The 17,661-nt window shown below is 42.9% G+C and carries 15 protein-coding genes and 2 pseudogenes; 5 read left to right on the top strand and 12 right to left on the bottom strand.

The features are described 5' to 3' along the window. A pseudogene (locus IYQ92_RS05195) lies at positions 1 to 293 on the top strand (transposase); the annotation flags it as partial. 89 nt (positions 294 to 382) lie between these two features. Here the strand turns inward: IYQ92_RS05195 and asnS are convergent. Beyond that, the gene (gene asnS / locus IYQ92_RS05190) at positions 383 to 1,729 is read right to left on the bottom strand and encodes an asparagine--tRNA ligase (protein ID WP_195675667.1); all 1,347 of its coding nucleotides are present in this window, start codon (positions 1,727 to 1,729) and stop codon (positions 383 to 385) included. Positions 1,730 to 2,062: 333 nt separating this feature from the next. Between asnS and IYQ92_RS10495 the strand changes: the two are divergent. After that, positions 2,063 to 3,140: pseudogene (locus tag IYQ92_RS10495) on the top strand (IS110 family transposase). A gap of 98 nt (positions 3,141 to 3,238) precedes the next feature. Here the strand turns inward: IYQ92_RS10495 and IYQ92_RS05180 are convergent. The 4 genes from IYQ92_RS05180 to IYQ92_RS05165 form a co-directional block, all read right to left on the bottom strand. Then, entirely contained in the window at positions 3,239 to 3,544 is a 306-nt protein-coding gene (locus IYQ92_RS05180) for a protease inhibitor I42 family protein (protein ID WP_195675666.1), read from the bottom strand. A 142-nt stretch (positions 3,545 to 3,686) separates the two neighbouring features. Next, entirely contained in the window at positions 3,687 to 4,868 is a 1,182-nt protein-coding gene (locus IYQ92_RS05175; RefSeq protein WP_195675665.1) for a pyridoxal phosphate-dependent aminotransferase, read from the bottom strand. Next, entirely contained in the window at positions 4,865 to 5,335 is a 471-nt protein-coding gene (locus IYQ92_RS05170) for a DUF5590 domain-containing protein (RefSeq protein WP_195675664.1), read from the bottom strand. Before IYQ92_RS05170 ends, IYQ92_RS05175 begins: the two co-directional genes overlap by 4 nt. A gap of 30 nt (positions 5,336 to 5,365) precedes the next feature. Further along, positions 5,366 to 7,825: a bifunctional DnaQ family exonuclease/ATP-dependent helicase gene (locus IYQ92_RS05165; RefSeq protein WP_195675663.1), complete on the bottom strand. Its 2,460-nt coding sequence runs from the start codon at positions 7,823 to 7,825 to the stop codon at positions 5,366 to 5,368. Positions 7,826 to 7,970: 145 nt separating this feature from the next. On the opposite strand from IYQ92_RS05165, the gene IYQ92_RS05160 reads away from it, so the two are divergent. Then, the gene (locus IYQ92_RS05160) at positions 7,971 to 8,804 is read left to right on the top strand and encodes an alpha/beta hydrolase (RefSeq protein ID WP_195675662.1); all 834 of its coding nucleotides are present in this window, start codon (positions 7,971 to 7,973) and stop codon (positions 8,802 to 8,804) included. A 360-nt stretch (positions 8,805 to 9,164) separates the two neighbouring features. On the opposite strand, the gene IYQ92_RS05155 is transcribed toward IYQ92_RS05160, so the two are convergent. The 3 genes from IYQ92_RS05155 to IYQ92_RS05145 form a co-directional block, all read right to left on the bottom strand. Beyond that, the gene (locus IYQ92_RS05155; RefSeq protein WP_195675661.1) at positions 9,165 to 9,920 is read right to left on the bottom strand and encodes an esterase family protein; all 756 of its coding nucleotides are present in this window, start codon (positions 9,918 to 9,920) and stop codon (positions 9,165 to 9,167) included. A gap of 9 nt (positions 9,921 to 9,929) precedes the next feature. Then, positions 9,930 to 11,114 (bottom strand): ATP-grasp domain-containing protein, encoded by a 1,185-nt coding sequence (locus IYQ92_RS05150; protein ID WP_195675660.1) that lies wholly within the window; start codon positions 11,112 to 11,114, stop codon positions 9,930 to 9,932. 119 nt (positions 11,115 to 11,233) lie between these two features. Continuing rightward, positions 11,234 to 11,977, bottom strand: coding sequence for a (S)-acetoin forming diacetyl reductase (locus IYQ92_RS05145; RefSeq protein WP_420705748.1), 744 nt, complete (start codon positions 11,975 to 11,977; stop codon positions 11,234 to 11,236). Positions 11,978 to 12,069: 92 nt separating this feature from the next. Between IYQ92_RS05145 and IYQ92_RS05140 the strand changes: the two genes are divergently transcribed. After that, the gene (locus tag IYQ92_RS05140; protein ID WP_195675659.1) at positions 12,070 to 12,708 is read left to right on the top strand and encodes an MBL fold metallo-hydrolase; all 639 of its coding nucleotides are present in this window, start codon (positions 12,070 to 12,072) and stop codon (positions 12,706 to 12,708) included. Further along, positions 12,705 to 13,418: an alpha/beta family hydrolase gene (locus IYQ92_RS05135; protein ID WP_195675658.1), complete on the top strand. Its 714-nt coding sequence runs from the start codon at positions 12,705 to 12,707 to the stop codon at positions 13,416 to 13,418. Before IYQ92_RS05140 ends, IYQ92_RS05135 begins: the two co-directional genes overlap by 4 nt. 41 nt (positions 13,419 to 13,459) lie before the next feature. Here IYQ92_RS05135 and ftsX read toward each other — a convergent pair whose 3' ends face one another. The 4 genes from ftsX to queG form a co-directional block, all read right to left on the bottom strand. Beyond that, complete coding sequence (gene ftsX, locus IYQ92_RS05130; RefSeq protein WP_195675657.1) at positions 13,460 to 14,386, bottom strand: permease-like cell division protein FtsX; 927 nt, start codon at positions 14,384 to 14,386, stop codon at positions 13,460 to 13,462. After that, the gene (ftsE, locus tag IYQ92_RS05125; protein WP_195675656.1) at positions 14,379 to 15,071 is read right to left on the bottom strand and encodes a cell division ATP-binding protein FtsE; all 693 of its coding nucleotides are present in this window, start codon (positions 15,069 to 15,071) and stop codon (positions 14,379 to 14,381) included. Before ftsE ends, ftsX begins: the two co-directional genes overlap by 8 nt. 18 nt (positions 15,072 to 15,089) lie before the next feature. Beyond that, positions 15,090 to 16,188, bottom strand: a protein-coding gene (prfB, locus tag IYQ92_RS05120) for a peptide chain release factor 2 (RefSeq protein WP_195675655.1) whose coding sequence is annotated in 2 segments (ribosomal slippage) — positions 15,090 to 16,115 and positions 16,117 to 16,188 — 1,098 coding nt in all. Because the reading frame shifts where the segments join, the coding sequence is not laid out codon by codon here. A gap of 335 nt (positions 16,189 to 16,523) precedes the next feature. Next, on the bottom strand, positions 16,524 to 17,648 hold the full coding sequence (queG, locus tag IYQ92_RS05115; protein ID WP_195675654.1) for a tRNA epoxyqueuosine(34) reductase QueG: 1,125 nt from the start codon (positions 17,646 to 17,648) through the stop codon (positions 16,524 to 16,526). Positions 17,649 to 17,661 lie beyond the last annotated feature (13 nt).

The raw sequence follows: 17,661 nt of genomic DNA, 5'->3' as shown, positions 1-17,661 counted from the left end.
CTGTTTCACTTTCAAGAGAAGAGGGTAGATGAGTTTTTTGAGTTAATAGTGGAGAATATAAGCAAGGTCAATCACTACTTCAAAACTGTCTTTAGAACCTTTCTTAGACACAAACAATACATCAAAAACGCACTAGAAACACATTACTCAAATGCAAAATTGGAGGGGACCAATAAGCTTATCAAAGATATTAAACGTCTGGGCTTCGGTTTTAGAAACTTTATTAACTTTAGGAAGCGTGTTTTCATCACTCTGAACATAAAAAAAGAGAAGACCTATCAGGTCCTCTCTAGATGTTAGCTTTTCGTCACCCACTACAGTTGACAAAGAGCCCAAAAGAACGACAACCAAGCGATTGTCGTTCTTATTTATGTCAAGTAAATTATGGTTTAATACGGTGCAACATGCGTGGAAATGGGATGGCTTCACGGATGTGTTTTGTTCCAGCTACGAAGGTTACCATACGTTCGATACCGATACCGAATCCTCCGTGTGGGACTGAACCGTATTTGCGGAGGTCAAGATAGAATTCGTATTCTGATTTGTCCATGCCGAGTTCGTCCATTTTAGCAACAAGAGCATCGTAGTTTTCTTCACGCATTGAACCACCGATGATTTCTCCGTAACCTTCTGGTGCCAAAAGGTCAGCACAAACAACGCGTTCTGGATTACCAGGAACAGGTTTCATATAGAAGGCTTTGAAACTTGCTGGATAGTTAACAACGAATGTTGGCACACCAAAGTAGTTTGAAATCCAAGTTTCGTGTGGTGAACCAAAGTCGTCACCGTGTTCAACGTGTTCGTAGTCAGTGTCTTCATCGTTTTCATGTTCTTGAAGAAGATCAATGGCATCATCGTAAGACACACGTTTAAATGGTTTTTCAACGTAGCTCTTCAAGAGTTCTACATCACGTTCCATGATTTCAAGCGCTTGTGGTGCACGGTCAAGAACACCTTGGATAAGAGCTTTGACATAAGCTTCTTGAAGGTCAAGTGATTCGTCATGGCTAAGGAATGAGTATTCCGCATCCATCATCCAGAACTCAGTTAAGTGACGGCGAGTTTTAGATTTTTCAGCACGGAAAACTGGTCCAAAGTCAAATACGCGTCCAAGGGCCATAGCACCTGCTTCAAGGTAAAGTTGTCCTGATTGGCTCAAGAAGGCTGGTGTTCCGAAGTAGTCTGTTTCGAACAATTCAGTTGAATCTTCAGCCGCATTTCCTGACAAGATTGGGCTATCAAATTTGATGAAGCCATTTTTGTCGAAGAAATCGTATGTTGCATAGATGATGGCGTTACGGATTTGCATGATAGCCATTTGTTTGCGTGAACGCAACCACAAGTGACGGTTATCCATCAAGAAATCTGTACCGTGTTCTTTTGGTGTGATTGGGTAATCAACAGATTCACCGATGATTTCGATGTCTGTCACATCCAATTCGTAACCGAATTTTGAACGTCCATCTTCTTTAACAATACCAGTTACATAAACTGATGTTTCTTGGCTAAGGTGTCTGATAGTATTGAATTTTTCAGCACCTTCTTCTTCACCAAATGTTTCGATAAAGTTTGGTTTGAAAGCAACTGCTTGGAAGAAAGCAGTCCCGTCACGAAGTTGAAGAAAGGCAATTTTACCTTTTCCTGATTTGTTGGCAACCCAAGCACCGATGGTAACTTTTTCACCTACGTGCTTAGGGACATCAATGATTGATACTAATTTTTGTGTCATGTTTATAATTCATTCCTTTCGTTTCACTCAAGGCACAGCACTGAATGAAAAGGTGCTGTACTTTTTGTTTTTGTCTATAATATAAGGGAGAAGACCTATCACTACTACAAATCACGGGGAGGAGAGTAAGTGAGTGGTACACCACTACCTCGCATTCTTATAGGTGTAGCCCATTCCATCAAGCACAACTAACTGTGACTAAGAGCACGTAAACTTATAATTGGATAAACGACTCGTTTGTGTAAGGAATGAGCAGTCAAGAGATAGGGACTTCTCAAATATTGATGAAGAGAGACCCCTTATGTTAATCTTGTTTACCCTAATTGTTGTGGGATTGATGTCCATAAAACCTTTGTCGTAGCAGTTATTGCCATCACCAACAAGCAAGGAATCACTGAGTACCATCGTAAACGCTTCTCAACCTTTACCAATGGTCTCATTCAGCTACGCGAACTGGATTCCTGTTTTCAATATCCTCGAAGAATCCTGCTCTATCTGCTTAGCTCACCCAAAGTATGTCAAAGCGATTCGAGGAAAAAAGACCGACAAGAAAGATGCTCAATGGATAGCCGACCTCTTTTGCTATCGCATGAAGTTAACACAACTTCAAGTCAGTGAGAAAAATCGCTATCAGAATTGTCTCACTTGGTCTAACCTTCAAATTGCAAGTGTCGTTTCCGATGTGTTCGGAAAAAGTGCTCAAGCTATTATCAAAAGCATCCTTGACAATCCGGAAAACAAACCAAATATTGAGCAGCTGGTTCACAAGAGAATGAAGAATAAACTCCAAGACTTGGAAATCGCTATGGATGGCGATGTGACACCCGAACAAGCTGAGAAAATCAGAGTTATCAAAGCGTATTACGATGCCTTAGCAATCTGTAAAGAGGACCTAGAGTAGATGATTCGGGAACTGGGACAAGACTATCAAAATCAAGTTAAACTGATTCAAACCGTACCTGGATTCAAAGATGAATTGTCCGCTCTTAGAATCATCTCAGAGATTGGTAGCGCTATGACAGTCTTTGACTCAGCTGGTAAACTCTGTTCTTGGGCAGGTTTAGTCCCAACTAACAACGAAAGTACCGGAAAGAAATATTCCACTCGCATTTCCAAAGGTGGGAGATACCTCAACCCCTTCCTTGTTCAAATTGCCAACGCTGTCGTCAAGTCTGACAAACATTCAGAATTGAGAAATAAGTATCTTAAACTTAAGAAGCGCCGTGAACACCGAAAAGCAATTATCGCTATTTGTCGAAGATTACTCGTTTCTATTTACCAAGTGCTACGAAAACAAGAAGACTACAATCATCTTCTACAAGGGCTAACCGAAATCAGAAATCCTGATAAAACAATGTCTATTCAAGACGCTATTCATTTTGCACAACAACACAGATTCAATGTCAATTAATGTCAAAAATCAGGTCTCAAGACCTCTCTTTAGTGTGCTCAAAATTAGGGTAAACAATAAATCAATTAGCTTTTATCTTTTTTCAAACTTTCTCTTTCTTAATCCTTATTTTTTAGTGATATTTTCTTCATGGAAATATGGAGACTCTTATTCTTAGTTGACCTAATTTGAACCTCGTAGCGAGAATCTATTTGACCGCCTTTCCAAGGCTGTTTATAGGTCATATAAAAGTGGTAGGTTCCTTTTTTCAAAACTTTTCCGATTAACTGGCTATACCCACCTTGACCAACCTTCCCATCTGTCATATCCGAAGGATAATCATGATAAGTTAGTTTCTCCAATTTTAAAGTTTTAGGAACATCTTCTACGACCCATTCATAGCCGGTTGTAGCATTAGATGCCACTTGGAGATTGAAGTCCTAATTAACCGTCTTATAGGAGTAGCTCCCTACTTTATCTAAGTAAGCAAGCAGCTTATTTGTTTCAAGTTTTGGCTGGCAAGTAACTGAAACAAGCAAGCCTAAACTTAACTTCCTAAGATTCATCCTAGTTCTCCATAAAATCTTTCAAGCGTTTAACAGCTTCTTTAAAGGTATCTAGGTCTGTGGCATAGCTGAGGCGGACATTTTCAGGTGCACCAAAACCTGCTCCCGTAACTAGAGCAACCTCTGCTTCTTCTAAAATAGCATTGGTAAAGTCTGTCACGTCAGTGTAGCCTTTCATTTCCATGGCCTTTTTAACATTTGGAAAGAGGTAGAAGGCACCTTGTGGTTTAACCACTTCAAATCCTGGTACTTCACAAAGCAGTGGATAAATGGTATTGAGGCGTTCTTCGAAGGCCTGACGCATGATTTCGATAGAATCTTGCGGTCCTGTTAGTGCTTCGGTAGCTGCATATTGTGACACCGCTGTGAGGTTTGAAGTGGTTTGGCTGACAACTTTTGCCATTCCTGCGATAATCTCTTCATCACCAACCGCGAAACCAACGCGCCAGCCAGTCATGGCATAGGTTTTAGAGACGCCATTGATAACAATGGTCTGCTTACGAATGTCGTCCGACAAACTTGAAATCGGTGTGAAGCTATTGCCATTGTAAACCAAGCGGCCATAGATATCGTCTGCTAAAATCAAGATATCATGCGCCACAGCCCAATCTCCAATCGCACGGAGCTCATCTGCTGAATAAATCGTCCCTGTCGGATTAGATGGACTGTTGAGTAGGAGCACCTTAGTCTTGTCAGTGCGTGCAGCCTCAAGCTGGTCCACCATCACTTTGAAGTGGTTGGCTTCTGTCGCTTGAACGAAAACTGGCTTTCCTTCAGCCATCTTGACTTGATCAGCGTAAGAAACCCAGTAAGGTGTTGGGATAATGACCTCGTCACCTGGATTGATGACCGTCATAAAGAAGGTGTAAAGAATAAACTTGGCACCAGTTCCCACAACCACTTGATTTGGAGCCACTGAATAGCCATAAAATTTTTCAAAATAACTATTCACAGCCGCCTTCATTTCTGGCAGACCACTAGCCTGTGTGTAAAAGCTAGCGCGACCATCTGAAATAGCCTTGATAGCTGCATCCTGAATATTCTTTGGTGTTACAAAGTCTGGTTCCCCCAAAGTCAAGCTAAGTATGTCTCGTCCTTGAGCTTTCAAAGCCTTAGCTTTCGCACCAGCAGCCAATGTGACACTTTCTTCCATGTTCAAAACACGTTGAGATAATTTCGTCATAAGCCCTCCCTTTTCATGAGCTCGCCTGTTTTAAAATTAATGAGATAATAGCCGTTTGTGGCTCTAACTTCCCAAATTGGATTGTCCTCACTGTAGCCGAAAAGAACTTTATCAGGATTTTTTGCACCATTTTTCTTGGCAATGGCTTGCGCTTTTGTCCGACTAATGCCCTCACTAGCATCATAAACATAGACCTTCTTATCCGCCTCACCGATGAGAACAATCTTCTCCTGACCATCTTTGGTCTTACCAAAAACGGTGTAATAAGTTGAACTGCCATGGTAAAGGTCAAATCTTGACATAGTTTGAAGGCTTGCATGTTTTTTGGCTACTGAGAATGCTGTCGCTCTTGCTTGGCTACGAGGTTTCATGGAAAGATGAAATACCACAGTTACCGATATAAGGAGTGCGATTATAACAGCTAAAAATCCCACCAGATACTGCTTCCATGGGCTTAATTTTGTCATTTTCTTCTCCTCTATACATTATCTTCTCTATTATAGCAAAAATTCTGCCATTTCAGTTAAGGAGCTTGAAAATTTTTCGTAGGAAAGTTGAAATTCTTCTTCCAGTGCTTGCGAAATCACTGGACCGTAATGTTTGGATAGGATACGGCTGTCCAAAATCAGCACTGCCGATTTCTGACCATCTCGTCTCATGGTCCGTCCGATTGCTTGTTTTAATTTCAAAATGGCAATGGGAAGCGAGTAATCATAAAAAGCATTTTTCCCTTGTAATGACAAGTATTGATTGAGTTTCTGAACGAACATGTCTTTGGGATTGTTAAAAGGAATCCTTGTCACTACAGTAATCATACGGTCTGCATTGACAAAATCGACACCTTCCCAGAAGGCTCCAGTCCCCAACAATAAGCTTGTTTCCCCACGGTCAAAGCGTTTCTTGATGTTGTAGGCTGTGCCATTTTTCTCCTGAGTCAAATGCTTAACTTCCGCACGCTCCAGCAAATCAGAAACAGCAAACATGGCTTGCTTGGCTGTAAAAAGAACCAAAATCGGCTGACCAAGCTCCCTTAAATCAGTCAAGCGCTGAGCGATTTCAAAGGCATAATCTTCAGAACTCAAAGTGCTCACATCTGGCATAGTCTTGTCCACCCAAATCTTCTGATTGAGGTTGATGTGGTGGGGAATCCGACCATAACTAATCTGGTCAAAGCCCAGCAAATCAGGCAAACTCACCTGCGGACTGATATCCAAAGTTGCCGAAATCATGTAGGTCTTGCGCGTTTCAGGCAGGAAGGCTTGAAAGTCTAACAAATCCTCACGCGCCCCCTTCAACAAGGTCAAGCGCTTGTCAGCACTCTGTTCAGTTTCAAACCAAAAAACTGTGAATGGCAGAGCGAAGAACTCTTCCATTTTTTCCAGACTGGGAACTTCTAGGGCTTGAACGCTGTTTCTAAGTCGGTCCATGTGGTCGCTATCAATCTGCGCCAGCCCATTTTGATAAAAATTCTCTGCTAAATGGCTGAGCTCAAAGGAGAGATTCTCCAAGAGACGGCGCTGTAAGAGAGGCAGAGGGCTAGTGAGGAGCTTGCTCATGGTCTGCAAATCTTGGGTCAGGTTGAGCTGACCGCGGGAAAAAGACTCGAGCGTCAAGACCAGCTTTTGTGCCTCATCAAAAATCAGCACCTTATCCTTAGCAAAAGCCTTGTCATCCTGAACCCGCTCCAAAAAATAAGCGTGGTTGGTCAATAAGAGCTTGCTCTGGCTAGCGAGGTCATACCGCCGTTGCCAAAAATCCAAATCTGCAAACAGAGAACTGGCTTCTAAATCGCCGTCATGCTTGATTTGGTCAAAATAAGCGGCAAAACGTTGTTTCTGCTTGATTTCGTCCAAGTCCCCTGTCTCAGTCTCGGTCAACCAAACCAAAAGTTGCATTTTATAACGGTTGACCAGACGATTGCTGTCTTCCTGCTGCAAACTAGCGTAGAAAACATCCAACTTAATGTAGTTGGATGGACCCTTGAGACTGGTTGCCGAGATATGGAAAACATCCTCAATCTTCTTCACTTCATTTGCCATGATTTGGTCCTGCAAAATTTTGGTTGGCACGGACACGATAATCTGTTCATCCTGCGACATGGCAAGTAAGGGCAAAAGATAGCCATAAGTCTTGCCTAGACCTGCTTGCGCCTGCAAGAAACTGGTTTCTGGCTGGTCATAAACTTGCTCGACAAGGTCTGCAAACTGGCTTTGCTGGTTTCTTGCATCCATGCCAAGAAGTCCCATGTTAAGAGCGAAGTCGGTCGATAATTTCCGCGTCGGCAGGGGCTCCCTCTGCTTTCGCAAAATCAAGCCCTGCCATTCGACGTAGTCCGCCACGTCCATCAAATCAGCCTCCGCGTAAGCCTCCTCCAGCACCAAACGGCTCTCAAAAAGCAGGTTATCCGCAAAATCCAAAAGGCGCTCCAGCAATTCCTTAGGCAGATGCTTCATTTTATCAGTCATTTTAAGAAATAGTTGAGCGGTCGCTTGGGCATCAGCGATGGCGGTGTGGGCATCCTCTAAATCAAGGTCCAAGGCGTTGGCTAGCGCACCGAGATTATACTTCTCAAGCGTTGGGTAAAAAACCTGCGCCAATTCAACTGTGTCCACGCGTGGCGTCCGCAGTTCGTAGCCTTCAAAAAAGAGTTGCTCCGCTAGCAAATTAGCATCGAACTTGACATTGTGAGCCACAAAAATGCAGTCCTCAATCAGGCTATAAATCTTATAAGCAACCTGACCAAAATCTGGTGCCTGTGCCAACTGCTCATCGGTAATTCCCGTCAAATGGATAATATGGTCATCTAGTTTTTCATGGGGATTGACATCCGTTTCAAAGGTATCGGTAATCTTGCCATTCTCAATAATGACAATGCCTACTTGAATAATGGTAGCATTGGTACCAGCACTGGTCGCCTCCAAATCTACTACCGCATATTTTCGTTTTGTCTTGGTCATAGTGATTCTATTATATCATGTTTTTAGAAATAGCATGATGCAGATTATTTTTCTGAGATAACTACCCTCATTCTCCTTAAAATTATCAGACAAATTTTTCTCTTTTATGTTATACTAATGAAAAAGCATTATTTTGGGAGCGCTTATGGTTAAAAAAACGAAACTCAATAATTATTATCTAGAAATGGAAGAACACTACTTGCATGTGCCCTATTATGATGAAGACCGTCGCATTCGTGTGCTTCTTCCTAAGGATTATGCCAAGGAAGATTGGGCGTCATACCCTGTTCTTTACATGCACGATGGGCAAAATATCTTCTACAGCAAGGAATCATTCTCTGGCTATTCTTGGAAAATCATCCCAACCATTAAATTCAACAAGGAACTTCCTAAAGTCATCGTTGTCGGGATTGATAATGCCGAGGGCAACCGTCTCAACGAATATGCACCTTGGATGACTGATGTGGGCACGACGCCTGACACCGCTAGCGTTGGGGGAGACGGCATGGCTTATGGAGAATGGGTGGTCAACACTGTCAAACCCTTTATCGACAGCCACTACCGCACCAAACCTGACCCAGAACACACCCTTCTAGCGGGTTCTTCCATGGGCGGTATCATCACTGCCTACATGGGCGCAGCCTATCCTCAGGTTTTTGGTAATCTAGGCGTCTTCTCTCTTGCCTCATGGTTTAGCGAGCGCGATTTCTTGCGTTTTATGGATAGTCATCCGCTGGCGCCAAGCACTAAAGTCTTCATCCAAGTTGGCACCAAGGAAGGCGATGCAACCGATGAAGAATTTACACCAAACATGAACCAAGCCTACATCGACTGCACCCTCCACTACTACCAATCCCTCCTCAAAACAGGCACAGCTATGGAAAACATCAAACTGCTGATTAAAGCAAATGAAATCCATCACGAAAAATACTGGGCTGACCATTTTCTGGAATTTTTACACTTTACGTTGAAAGAATGAGAACAGACATACAAAATAACTTGCAGGCTGTACTTGCAGGTTATTTTCATATTCAGTTGATGGGTTAGTTCCCTTTATGAATTTTTTCTCACGCTTACTAACATCACTTTTATTCACGTGAAGTTTTAGTGATGTTGGCTAACAACAGACTGATTCTCTCGGAATTGGTTCATTGTTCATTGACAACAGCGTGATTCTCTGAGAATTGACCTATTGTTTTTGAACAACAGACTGATTTTTTTGAGAATAGAGCGATACAAAAGCCCCTCACTAGGATTCACCTAATGCAGGGCTTTGTTCTTAGTCTTTATGTAGTTGTGGTTGTAATATAGAGGTTTGTCTTAACCTCGTTTTCTATTTTTAACGCAAACGTCCTTCATCTTCCAGACAAGCTAGGAAGTATGGCATCTGCACGCGCCACCATTCCCAGTCGTGGGCAACATCGTCTCCCCAATAATCAAACCAGCCTGGAATTGATTTAGCCTCAAAGGCAGCTTCTAGGCGGTGAGTGTCTTGGATGTGGGGTTCTTCCCAGGCACCTTGACCAACAGCGACGATAAATCTGTTTTGACGATATTGGTCTAAGAACCAAGGGTCTTCTTGATTCCACAAATTATCGATTGGTGAATTGTAATAGATGACATCATCATTGTGGAAGTCTCCTGTAAAGAAGCGGACATCGTAAACGCCTGACAAAGCGACAGCCACATTGAAGACATCGGGATGGCGAAGGGCAAAGTTGATGGTGTGGAAGGCTCCCATTGAGCATCCTGTCACCATCAAAGGTCCTTGCCAGTTAGACTCGTAGCGGATGAGCGGAACCAATTCATTGATGATATAGCGGTCGTAGGCTTCGTGGGCTAGTGCCACGTCGTGTCCAGATTTCCAGAGGTTGAGCCATGATTCATTGTCATAAGAATCTGGTGTGTAAAAAGTCACCAAGCCACGGTCAATGAAGTCCTGACAGGCTTCAATCATGCCGAAATCGCCGTATTCATTTTGGCTACCACCTGATGATGGGAAAACGATGACGGGTTTGCCGGCGTGTCCATAAACATTAAAAGACATCTCACGACCGAGTTCGCCCGACCAGTGACTGCGTTGTTGAAATTTCATAACAATCTCCTATTCTTTTACTTTGGCTTGGGCAAATTGCACCAGCTCACGCATTTCTTCCATGGTTTGCGTGCGAGCTAGGATACCATTTTCACCCATGATTTTGGCAAAGACACCTGGGACAGATTGGATAGAGATAATCTTGTCGCCAAACTCTTGCCAAATACTATCTAGGCTATGAGCGTAATGTTGATTAGCCTTGCGTGAAATGTAGACTACGTTGTAAGGACGTTGAATGTCAGCTTCAAAGAGGTTATCACGGACAATATTGGCATACTCTTTGAAAACGTCAAAATCATTAGCGTAGTTCCACATGTCGATGGTCAAGCCTCCTGGTGGACGGCAGTTAACTTCCAAGGCCATGAGTTCTTTGGTCTTTTTCACACGGAAAAATTCAAAGTGGAAGAAACGTTCTTTAACATTGAAAGCTTTGACACAAATCTTGCCAAGTTTGACCAATTCTTCAGAAATTTCGCGTGGCACATAGTAGAACATGTCCCCATCTTTTTCCACCGTATCAAGCACAGCTTCTGAGTATTCCAAGCTTGAATAGAAAACGATGTTGCCCTCATGGTCTGTCAAGCCATCAAAAGTCACGATGTCACCATCAATGAATTCTTCCATGATGTACTCGACACCTTCAGTCTTGTAACCAAAGAAATCTTCCAATTCTTGTTCAGACTTGATTTTGTAAGTGTCTGAGGCACCAACACCTGAATTTGGCTTGATGATGACTGGGAAACCAAGTTTTTTAGCCAAAGCACGCGCTTCATCATCAGAATGGAAGGTATCACCAGCAGCCACTTTCAAACCATTGGCACGGAAAATTTCCTTCATCTGGCGTTTAGTCTTGATAGACAACATGTCTTCATTGTGGTAACCGAAAACGTTGAAATCTGTACGCAATTTAGCGTCCAACTCCAACCAATATTCATTGTGAGATTCGATACGGTCAATGCGCCCGTATTTGTGGGCAAAGTAAGCCACCGCACGGTAGACTTGGTCGTAATCTTCCATGTTATCCACACGGTAGTACTCTGTCAAATTATCGCGCAGCCCTTGACTCAACTGGTCATAAGGCGTATCCGCAATACCAAGTGTATGAAAACCACCCTCATGCAGGCGTTGGGCAAAGGTTTCAAAATTTGTCGGAAAATGTGGTGAAATCATCACAAAATTCATAGGTCTAGTCATAACAATTCTCCTTGTTTTTCTTTAAGTTTAACATAAAAAACTAGTATTTTCTATAATTTTCTGAATATTGTGCTTATTGCGTGAAAAAAGCTGAGGTTACCCTCAGCTCAAACCAATTTTTAATGGAAAACCATACCACCATCAACAACAATCGTTTGCCCAGTGATGTAGTCTGAATCTTTTCCTGCTAAGAAACCGACAGCATTAGCCACATCTTCAGGTTCTGACAAACGTTTAAGGGTGATAGCTTTGGCAAATGTTTGCATGCCCCATTCGTCATCTTTACCAGCATTCTTACCTACTTCATGAGCAATGTCAAACATCATCGGTGTTTTAACGATACCAGGTGCATAAGCATTAACCGTAATTCCTTCTTGTGCTAAGTCTTTAGCCAATGTTTGAGTAATCCCGCGAACTACAAATTTTGTTCCACCGTAAACAGTCAAATTAGGGTTACCTTCGCAACCAGCTTGTGAGGTTGCATTGATGATTTTACCACCGTGTCCAAGCTCACGGAAATGTTTTTGCGAAACTTGTGAACCCCAAATAGTACCACCGACATTGATGGCAAAAGCACATGAAAATGTTTCTTCTGTAATCGTATCCAGTGGTGTTGTAGGTGCAACCCCAGCATTATTGACAACAACGTTCAAATCACCAAAATGTTCTACAACTTTTTGGAAAGCATCGAAAACTTGGTCACGTTTTGACACATCAGCAACCACAGCAAAGGCATCTTCGACTGAGATTTTTTCAACCGCAGCTTGTGCCAGTTCTGCATTATAATCTAAAATTCCAACTTTAAACCCATCCTCATGAAAATGTTCACATTTTATAATATTAGGAATAACAATGTCAATCACTTTTGTGAAAAATTCAGAATTTTTCACTTTATTATTTAAAACATCTGTATCCCCTTTCAAAAAATACAAAAATTTGTTACACTAATACTGCTATGGAAATTTATAAAACAATGAACACTGTTGCCAGTGAGAATACTTACTATTTGGTCAATCAAGAAGCGGTTATTATTGTCGATCCCGGCAGTAATGGTCAGGAGATTGTGGCAAAAATTCAATCTTTTAACAAGCCAGTTGCAGCTATTTTGCTGACCCACACCCACTACGATCACATCATGAGCCTTGATTTAGTTCGAGATAATTTTGACAATCCACCGGTCTATGTCTCTGAAAAAGAAGCCTCTTGGCTTCAATCTCCGGTGGATAACTTGTCTGGTCTTCCTCGTCATGCGGATTTGGATGACGTCATCACGCGCCCAGCTGAGCATTATTTCGATGCCACAAAAAACTACAAGATTTCAGGTTTTCACTTCAGCATTCGTGAAACACCTGGACACTCTCAAGGTGGTGTCTCAATCGTCTTCCCTGATGATGAATTGGTGCTTTCAGGCGACGCCCTCTTTCGGGAAACTATCGGGCGGACAGACTTGCCGACTGGTGACTTTGACACGCTCATCGCTAGCATCCGCCAGCAACTCTTCACCCTCCCCAACCACTACAGCGTCCATCCAGGTCACGGCATGAAGACCACCATTGCCCACGAAAAAAATCTGAACCCCTTCTTTAAATCATGACAAAACTAAGAAAAATTATCCTCAGTCTTGTCCTCATTTTGCTGGTTCTTTTGGGAATTGGCTCCGCAACGCTTTATACCCAGACCTACCGTCCTGTCCTCAAAGCGCAAGCCTTTGCCCAAAAAGCCGAGCAGTTCAATGATTACTTCTATTTTAAGGCAGTGGGCAAGGAACAGGCGACACTAGTCTTCTATCAAGGTGCCTTGGTTGAGGAAACTAGCTATGCAGGCCTCGCAGCCAAACTCACCAATCATGGCATCAGCACCTACATCCTAAAAACGCCCCTAAATCTGCCAGTCCTAGCCAGTAAAAAAGCAGACCAAGTCATCAATACTAAACATTTGAAGAATGTCTATCTGGCTGGTCACTCGCTGGGAGGCGTCGTTGCAAGCATGAACGCCAAAGACAAGGCAGTCAAGGGTCTCATTTTACTAGCCAGCTATCCATCTCAAAAGACCAATTTAGCTCAGAGCAAGCTAAGAGTGCTATCCATCACCGCAAGTCAAGATAAGGTGCTCAAATGGAATAATTACAAGACTGCCAAAAAACGTTTGCCCAAATCAACCGATTACCAGACCATCAAGGGCGGTAACCACGGACAATTTGGTAATTACGGTCACCAAAAAGGCGATGGCACAGCAACCATCACTCAAGATGAACAGGAAAGACAAGTCGTACAACTTATGTCATCCTTTATAACAAATCAATAACCATAAAAACGATCCCAAAGCTGAGATCGTTTTTTCTATGATTAAATTTTAAGGTAACGGCGCATTGAGAGAATAGCCCCTAATGAACCGATGATAATACCGATAATGAACAAGCCACCAATCACAGCTGGGAAGAAGAGGTTAGTCGGATAAAGAGACATTCCTTCCAATTGTAACTGTGCATTGGCTGTGTTGTAGATATAAGTATAGCCAAAGTAAATAATCAATGATGGGATGATAGCTCCAAGCAATCCAACCCAGGCACCTTCAAAGAAGAATGGGCCACGGATATAAGAATTTTTGGCACCCACCAAACGCATGATTTCAATATCACGTTTACGAGCCATGATGGTCATACGGATAGTATTTGAAATCAAGAAGATAGCAATGACAATCAAGACAGCCGTTCCTGCCAATCCCCAAACACGAATGAGCTTAGCGATGTTAAAGAGTCGGTCAGAATCAACACCACCATAGTTGGTCGTATCGACACCTTCGATTTTCTTGATAGCTGTGTTAACAGATTTGACTTTTGCTGATGAGGTGGTTTGAACGATGTAGGCGTCTTGCAAGCTGTCCTTGTATTGGTCATCAAAGACGTCGCTTCCGTACTGTTCTTGCACCTTCTTCAACTGCTCTTCTTTGCTAGAGTAAGTAACTGATTTAACACCAGAAATTGACTTGATTTGGTCATAGATCTTGTGATAATCCCCGTTATCAACGGTAGCTCCACCAGCATCTTTTTTTGTTTTGGAATTATCTGTTGAGCCATAATCCAAGTAAACATTGATTTTGATATTATTTTCAGCAGCCGTTGTGATGCGGGTAACGTTCATCAGGACGCCTGCAAAGATGCCAAGCAAGGTCAAGGTGAAGGTCACCATTGAGACTGAGGCAAAGGTCATCCAAAAATTGCGTTTGAGGTTTTTAATTGACTCCCATAGGTGTCGGAAAAAATTACTAATCATCGTAGCCGTAGTCTCCTTCCTCTTCATCACGAACAATGCGACCATCCTCGATAGCGATAACGCGGTGGCGAAGGGCATTCACAATAGTGCTGTTGTGGGTCGCCATCAAAATAGTCGTCCCTTGAAGGTTGATACGTTCCAACAATTGCATGATTTCCCAAGAAATTTCTGGATCCAAGTTACCAGTTGGTTCATCCGCAATCAAGAGTTTTGGATGGTTGACAATAGCTCGCGCGATAGCCACACGTTGCTGCTCACCACCAGACAATTGGTCTGGGAACGACCGCATTTTTGATTTAAGACCAACGAGTTCAAGTACCTCTGGAACACGTTTTTTAATGTTACGGCGTTTTTCACCGATAACTTGCATGGCGTAAGCCACATTTTCATAAACAGTCTTAGTCGGAAGCAATTTGTAGTCCTGGAAGACAACTCCGATACTACGACGTAAAATTGGAATTTCACGTTTTTTGAGTTTATTCATGTTAAATTCACCAACATGCATGCTCCCTGAAGTCAATTTTTCTTCACGGTAGAGCAATTTGATGAAACTTGATTTACCAGCCCCTGACGGACCAACCAGGTAAACAAATTCACCTTGGTTGATGGACACGTTAATGTCGCGGAGGGCAGTTGTTGAGCGATGATACTTCTTGGTAACATCTGTCATTTCAATAAGTGCCATAATATTTCCTTTATTTAATTAGTCTGCGATGCGCCATTTGAGATAAGCATCGATAAAGCCGTTGATGTCGCCATCCATGACCTTGTCCACCTGCGCAACTTCAAAGTTAGTTCTGTGGTCCTTGACCATGGTGTAAGGCGTAAAGACGTAGGAGCGAATCTGGCTTCCCCAAGTGATTTCTTTCTTATCACCTTTGAGAGCGTCCACTTCTTGCGCTTTTTTCTCTTGTTCCATTTGGTATAACTTGGCTTGAAGCATCTTCATGGCGCGGTCACGGTTTCCGTACTGAGTACGGTCGACCGTTGACGCGACAACAATACCTGTTGGAATGTGGGTCAAGCGAACACCGGTTGAAACCTTGTTGACGTTCTGACCACCTGCACCACCTGAACGGAAGGTATCCATTTTGATGTCATCATCACGAATCTCAACTTCAATGGTATCATCTAATTCTGGCATGACTTCCACAGAAGCAAAAGATGTGTGACGGCGTTTAGCTGAGTCAAAGGGTGAGATACGCACCAGGCGGTGGACACCCATTTCTGATTTGAGAAGACCGTAGGCATTTGGTCCTTCAAATGAGAGGGTCACTGACTTGATACCAGCTTCATCACCTGCTTGGTAGTCCAAAACTTCAACCTTGAAGCCGTTGGCATTACCAAAACGGGTGTACATACGAAGCAACATATCACCCCAGTCTTGAGCCTCGGTACCACCTGACCCTGGGTGAATTTCCAGAATGGCATTGTTGTGGTCGTAAGGTTCTGACAAGAGGAGGGTCATCTCGTAGCTAGTCATGATTTTGTCTAGCTTTTCAAGATTCTCTTCTAATTCTTCTTGAAGCGACTCGTCTTCGTCCAACATTTCAAGCAAGAGTTCTATTTCATCAGATAATTCCTGCATGTTATTGAAGGTTTCGTAAGTCGTTTTTAGTTCATTCAATTCTTGCGACGTTTTTTGGGCCGCAATGTTGTCATTCCAGAAGTCTGGCTCAGTCATTCGGTTTTCTAGGAGAGCAATATCCTCTTCCAAACGATCTAAGTCAAAGAGACCTCCTGAAGCTAGTCAACTTCTCTTGATTTTCTACTATTTTTTGGCGGATTTCAGCCACTTCCATGGTTTTCTACCTCTTTTTATTTAGTTTTGATATTTTCCTTAGGTGGTGGCGGACGCAAGCAAACCCCATTCGGACGAATGAAAAAAACTTCGTTTTTCTCATCTCCAACCTCTGACAGTCTCCCAAACTGTCAGAACATCCCTAAATTTGGAGCCGAAGTCTCCAAATTTCCGTGCCAAGTAGCAAAATTTGCTACTTGGCATATCACCACGGCGGAAAATATCTTTGTCGGCTCACTTTGTTCGCCTTGATTGCTGGCGCTGTTTTCAGATTTCTTTTGAGAATAGTGTGTCTGTGAATGGCGCACAGTCTGTGCTAATTTTACCACATCTCTGTTAGAATTGCCATTTTAAGCGGACGAGTTCCCATTCTTTTTGGCTGTCTTCGGTGGTGAGTTTGATATTTTTCATGAAATCAATCATGTCATCGTTTGGTTTTTTGACGATTTCACCGAGTGCCCAGATGGCTGTCGCGGTGTGGATGGGGTTATTATTTTTATCAATAATTTCCATCAGTTTGACTATAGCCGTTCGGTCATGGACATTAGCTAGAGCGATGATGGCATTGCGTTGCAGAATATTTTTTCCTCGCCAAGAACCTGCAATCATACCAAATTTTTCCTTGAATTGGCCATTTGACAACTCCAAGAATGGGATGAGTTCTGGTTGAGCCAATTCTGGGTCAATGTCTGTCGCCAGCGGATTGTCAATGCCCTTGTTATAGGGACAGGAAATCTGGCAGATGTCACAGCCATAGATGACAGTCTTGATTTTTTTGCGGAATTCCATGTCCATCATACCCTTGTCCTGCGTTTGGAAAGACAAGCAACGTCTAGCATTCATGGAGCCATCACCAATCAAACAGGAGGTCGGACAAGCATCCAAACAACGACGGCAATCCCCACAACCGTAATCAACTGGCTGGTCAGGTTCAATTTCTAAATTGGTAATGAGTTCCCCTAAGAACATGTAAGAGCCATATTCTTTTGAGATGACTAGCCCATTTTTTCCAATAAATCCGATGCCAGCTCGCTGGGCAACAGCTGTGTCCACAAGAGCCCCCGTGTCCACCATAGCTTTTTGCTCTACTGGAAAGTCTGCGCAGAGGTCTTCAATGCCACGCGCCAGCTTTTCCAACTTTTCGCCCACCACATAATGGTAGTCCAAGCCCCAAGAATTGGGGGTAATCTTGCCACGCTTGTACTGGGTTTTGGGCGGAGCGACTGGCAGCTTGTGGGGGTAGGCAACTGCAATGGAAATGATGGTCTTAGCCGACCCTAATAGTCGTTCTGGATAAATCCTATCCTCGATGACCTTATGTTCAAATCCGGAGTTGCGACCTTCCTTAACTGCAGCGCGCAGCGATTTCTCCAGATACTCAAAATTATCTGCGGTTGTGAAACCTATCTTTGAAATGCCAATCTCCTTGGCCAATTTCTGAATCTCTGCCTTAATATCCATACTTCTATTTTAA

The sequence above is a fragment of the Streptococcus sp. HF-1907 genome, from assembly GCF_015594605.1.
GTDB lineage: Bacteria > Bacillota > Bacilli > Lactobacillales > Streptococcaceae > Streptococcus.
Note: the sequence above shows the minus strand (reverse complement) of the source record. Positions and strands in the feature narration are given on the sequence as shown.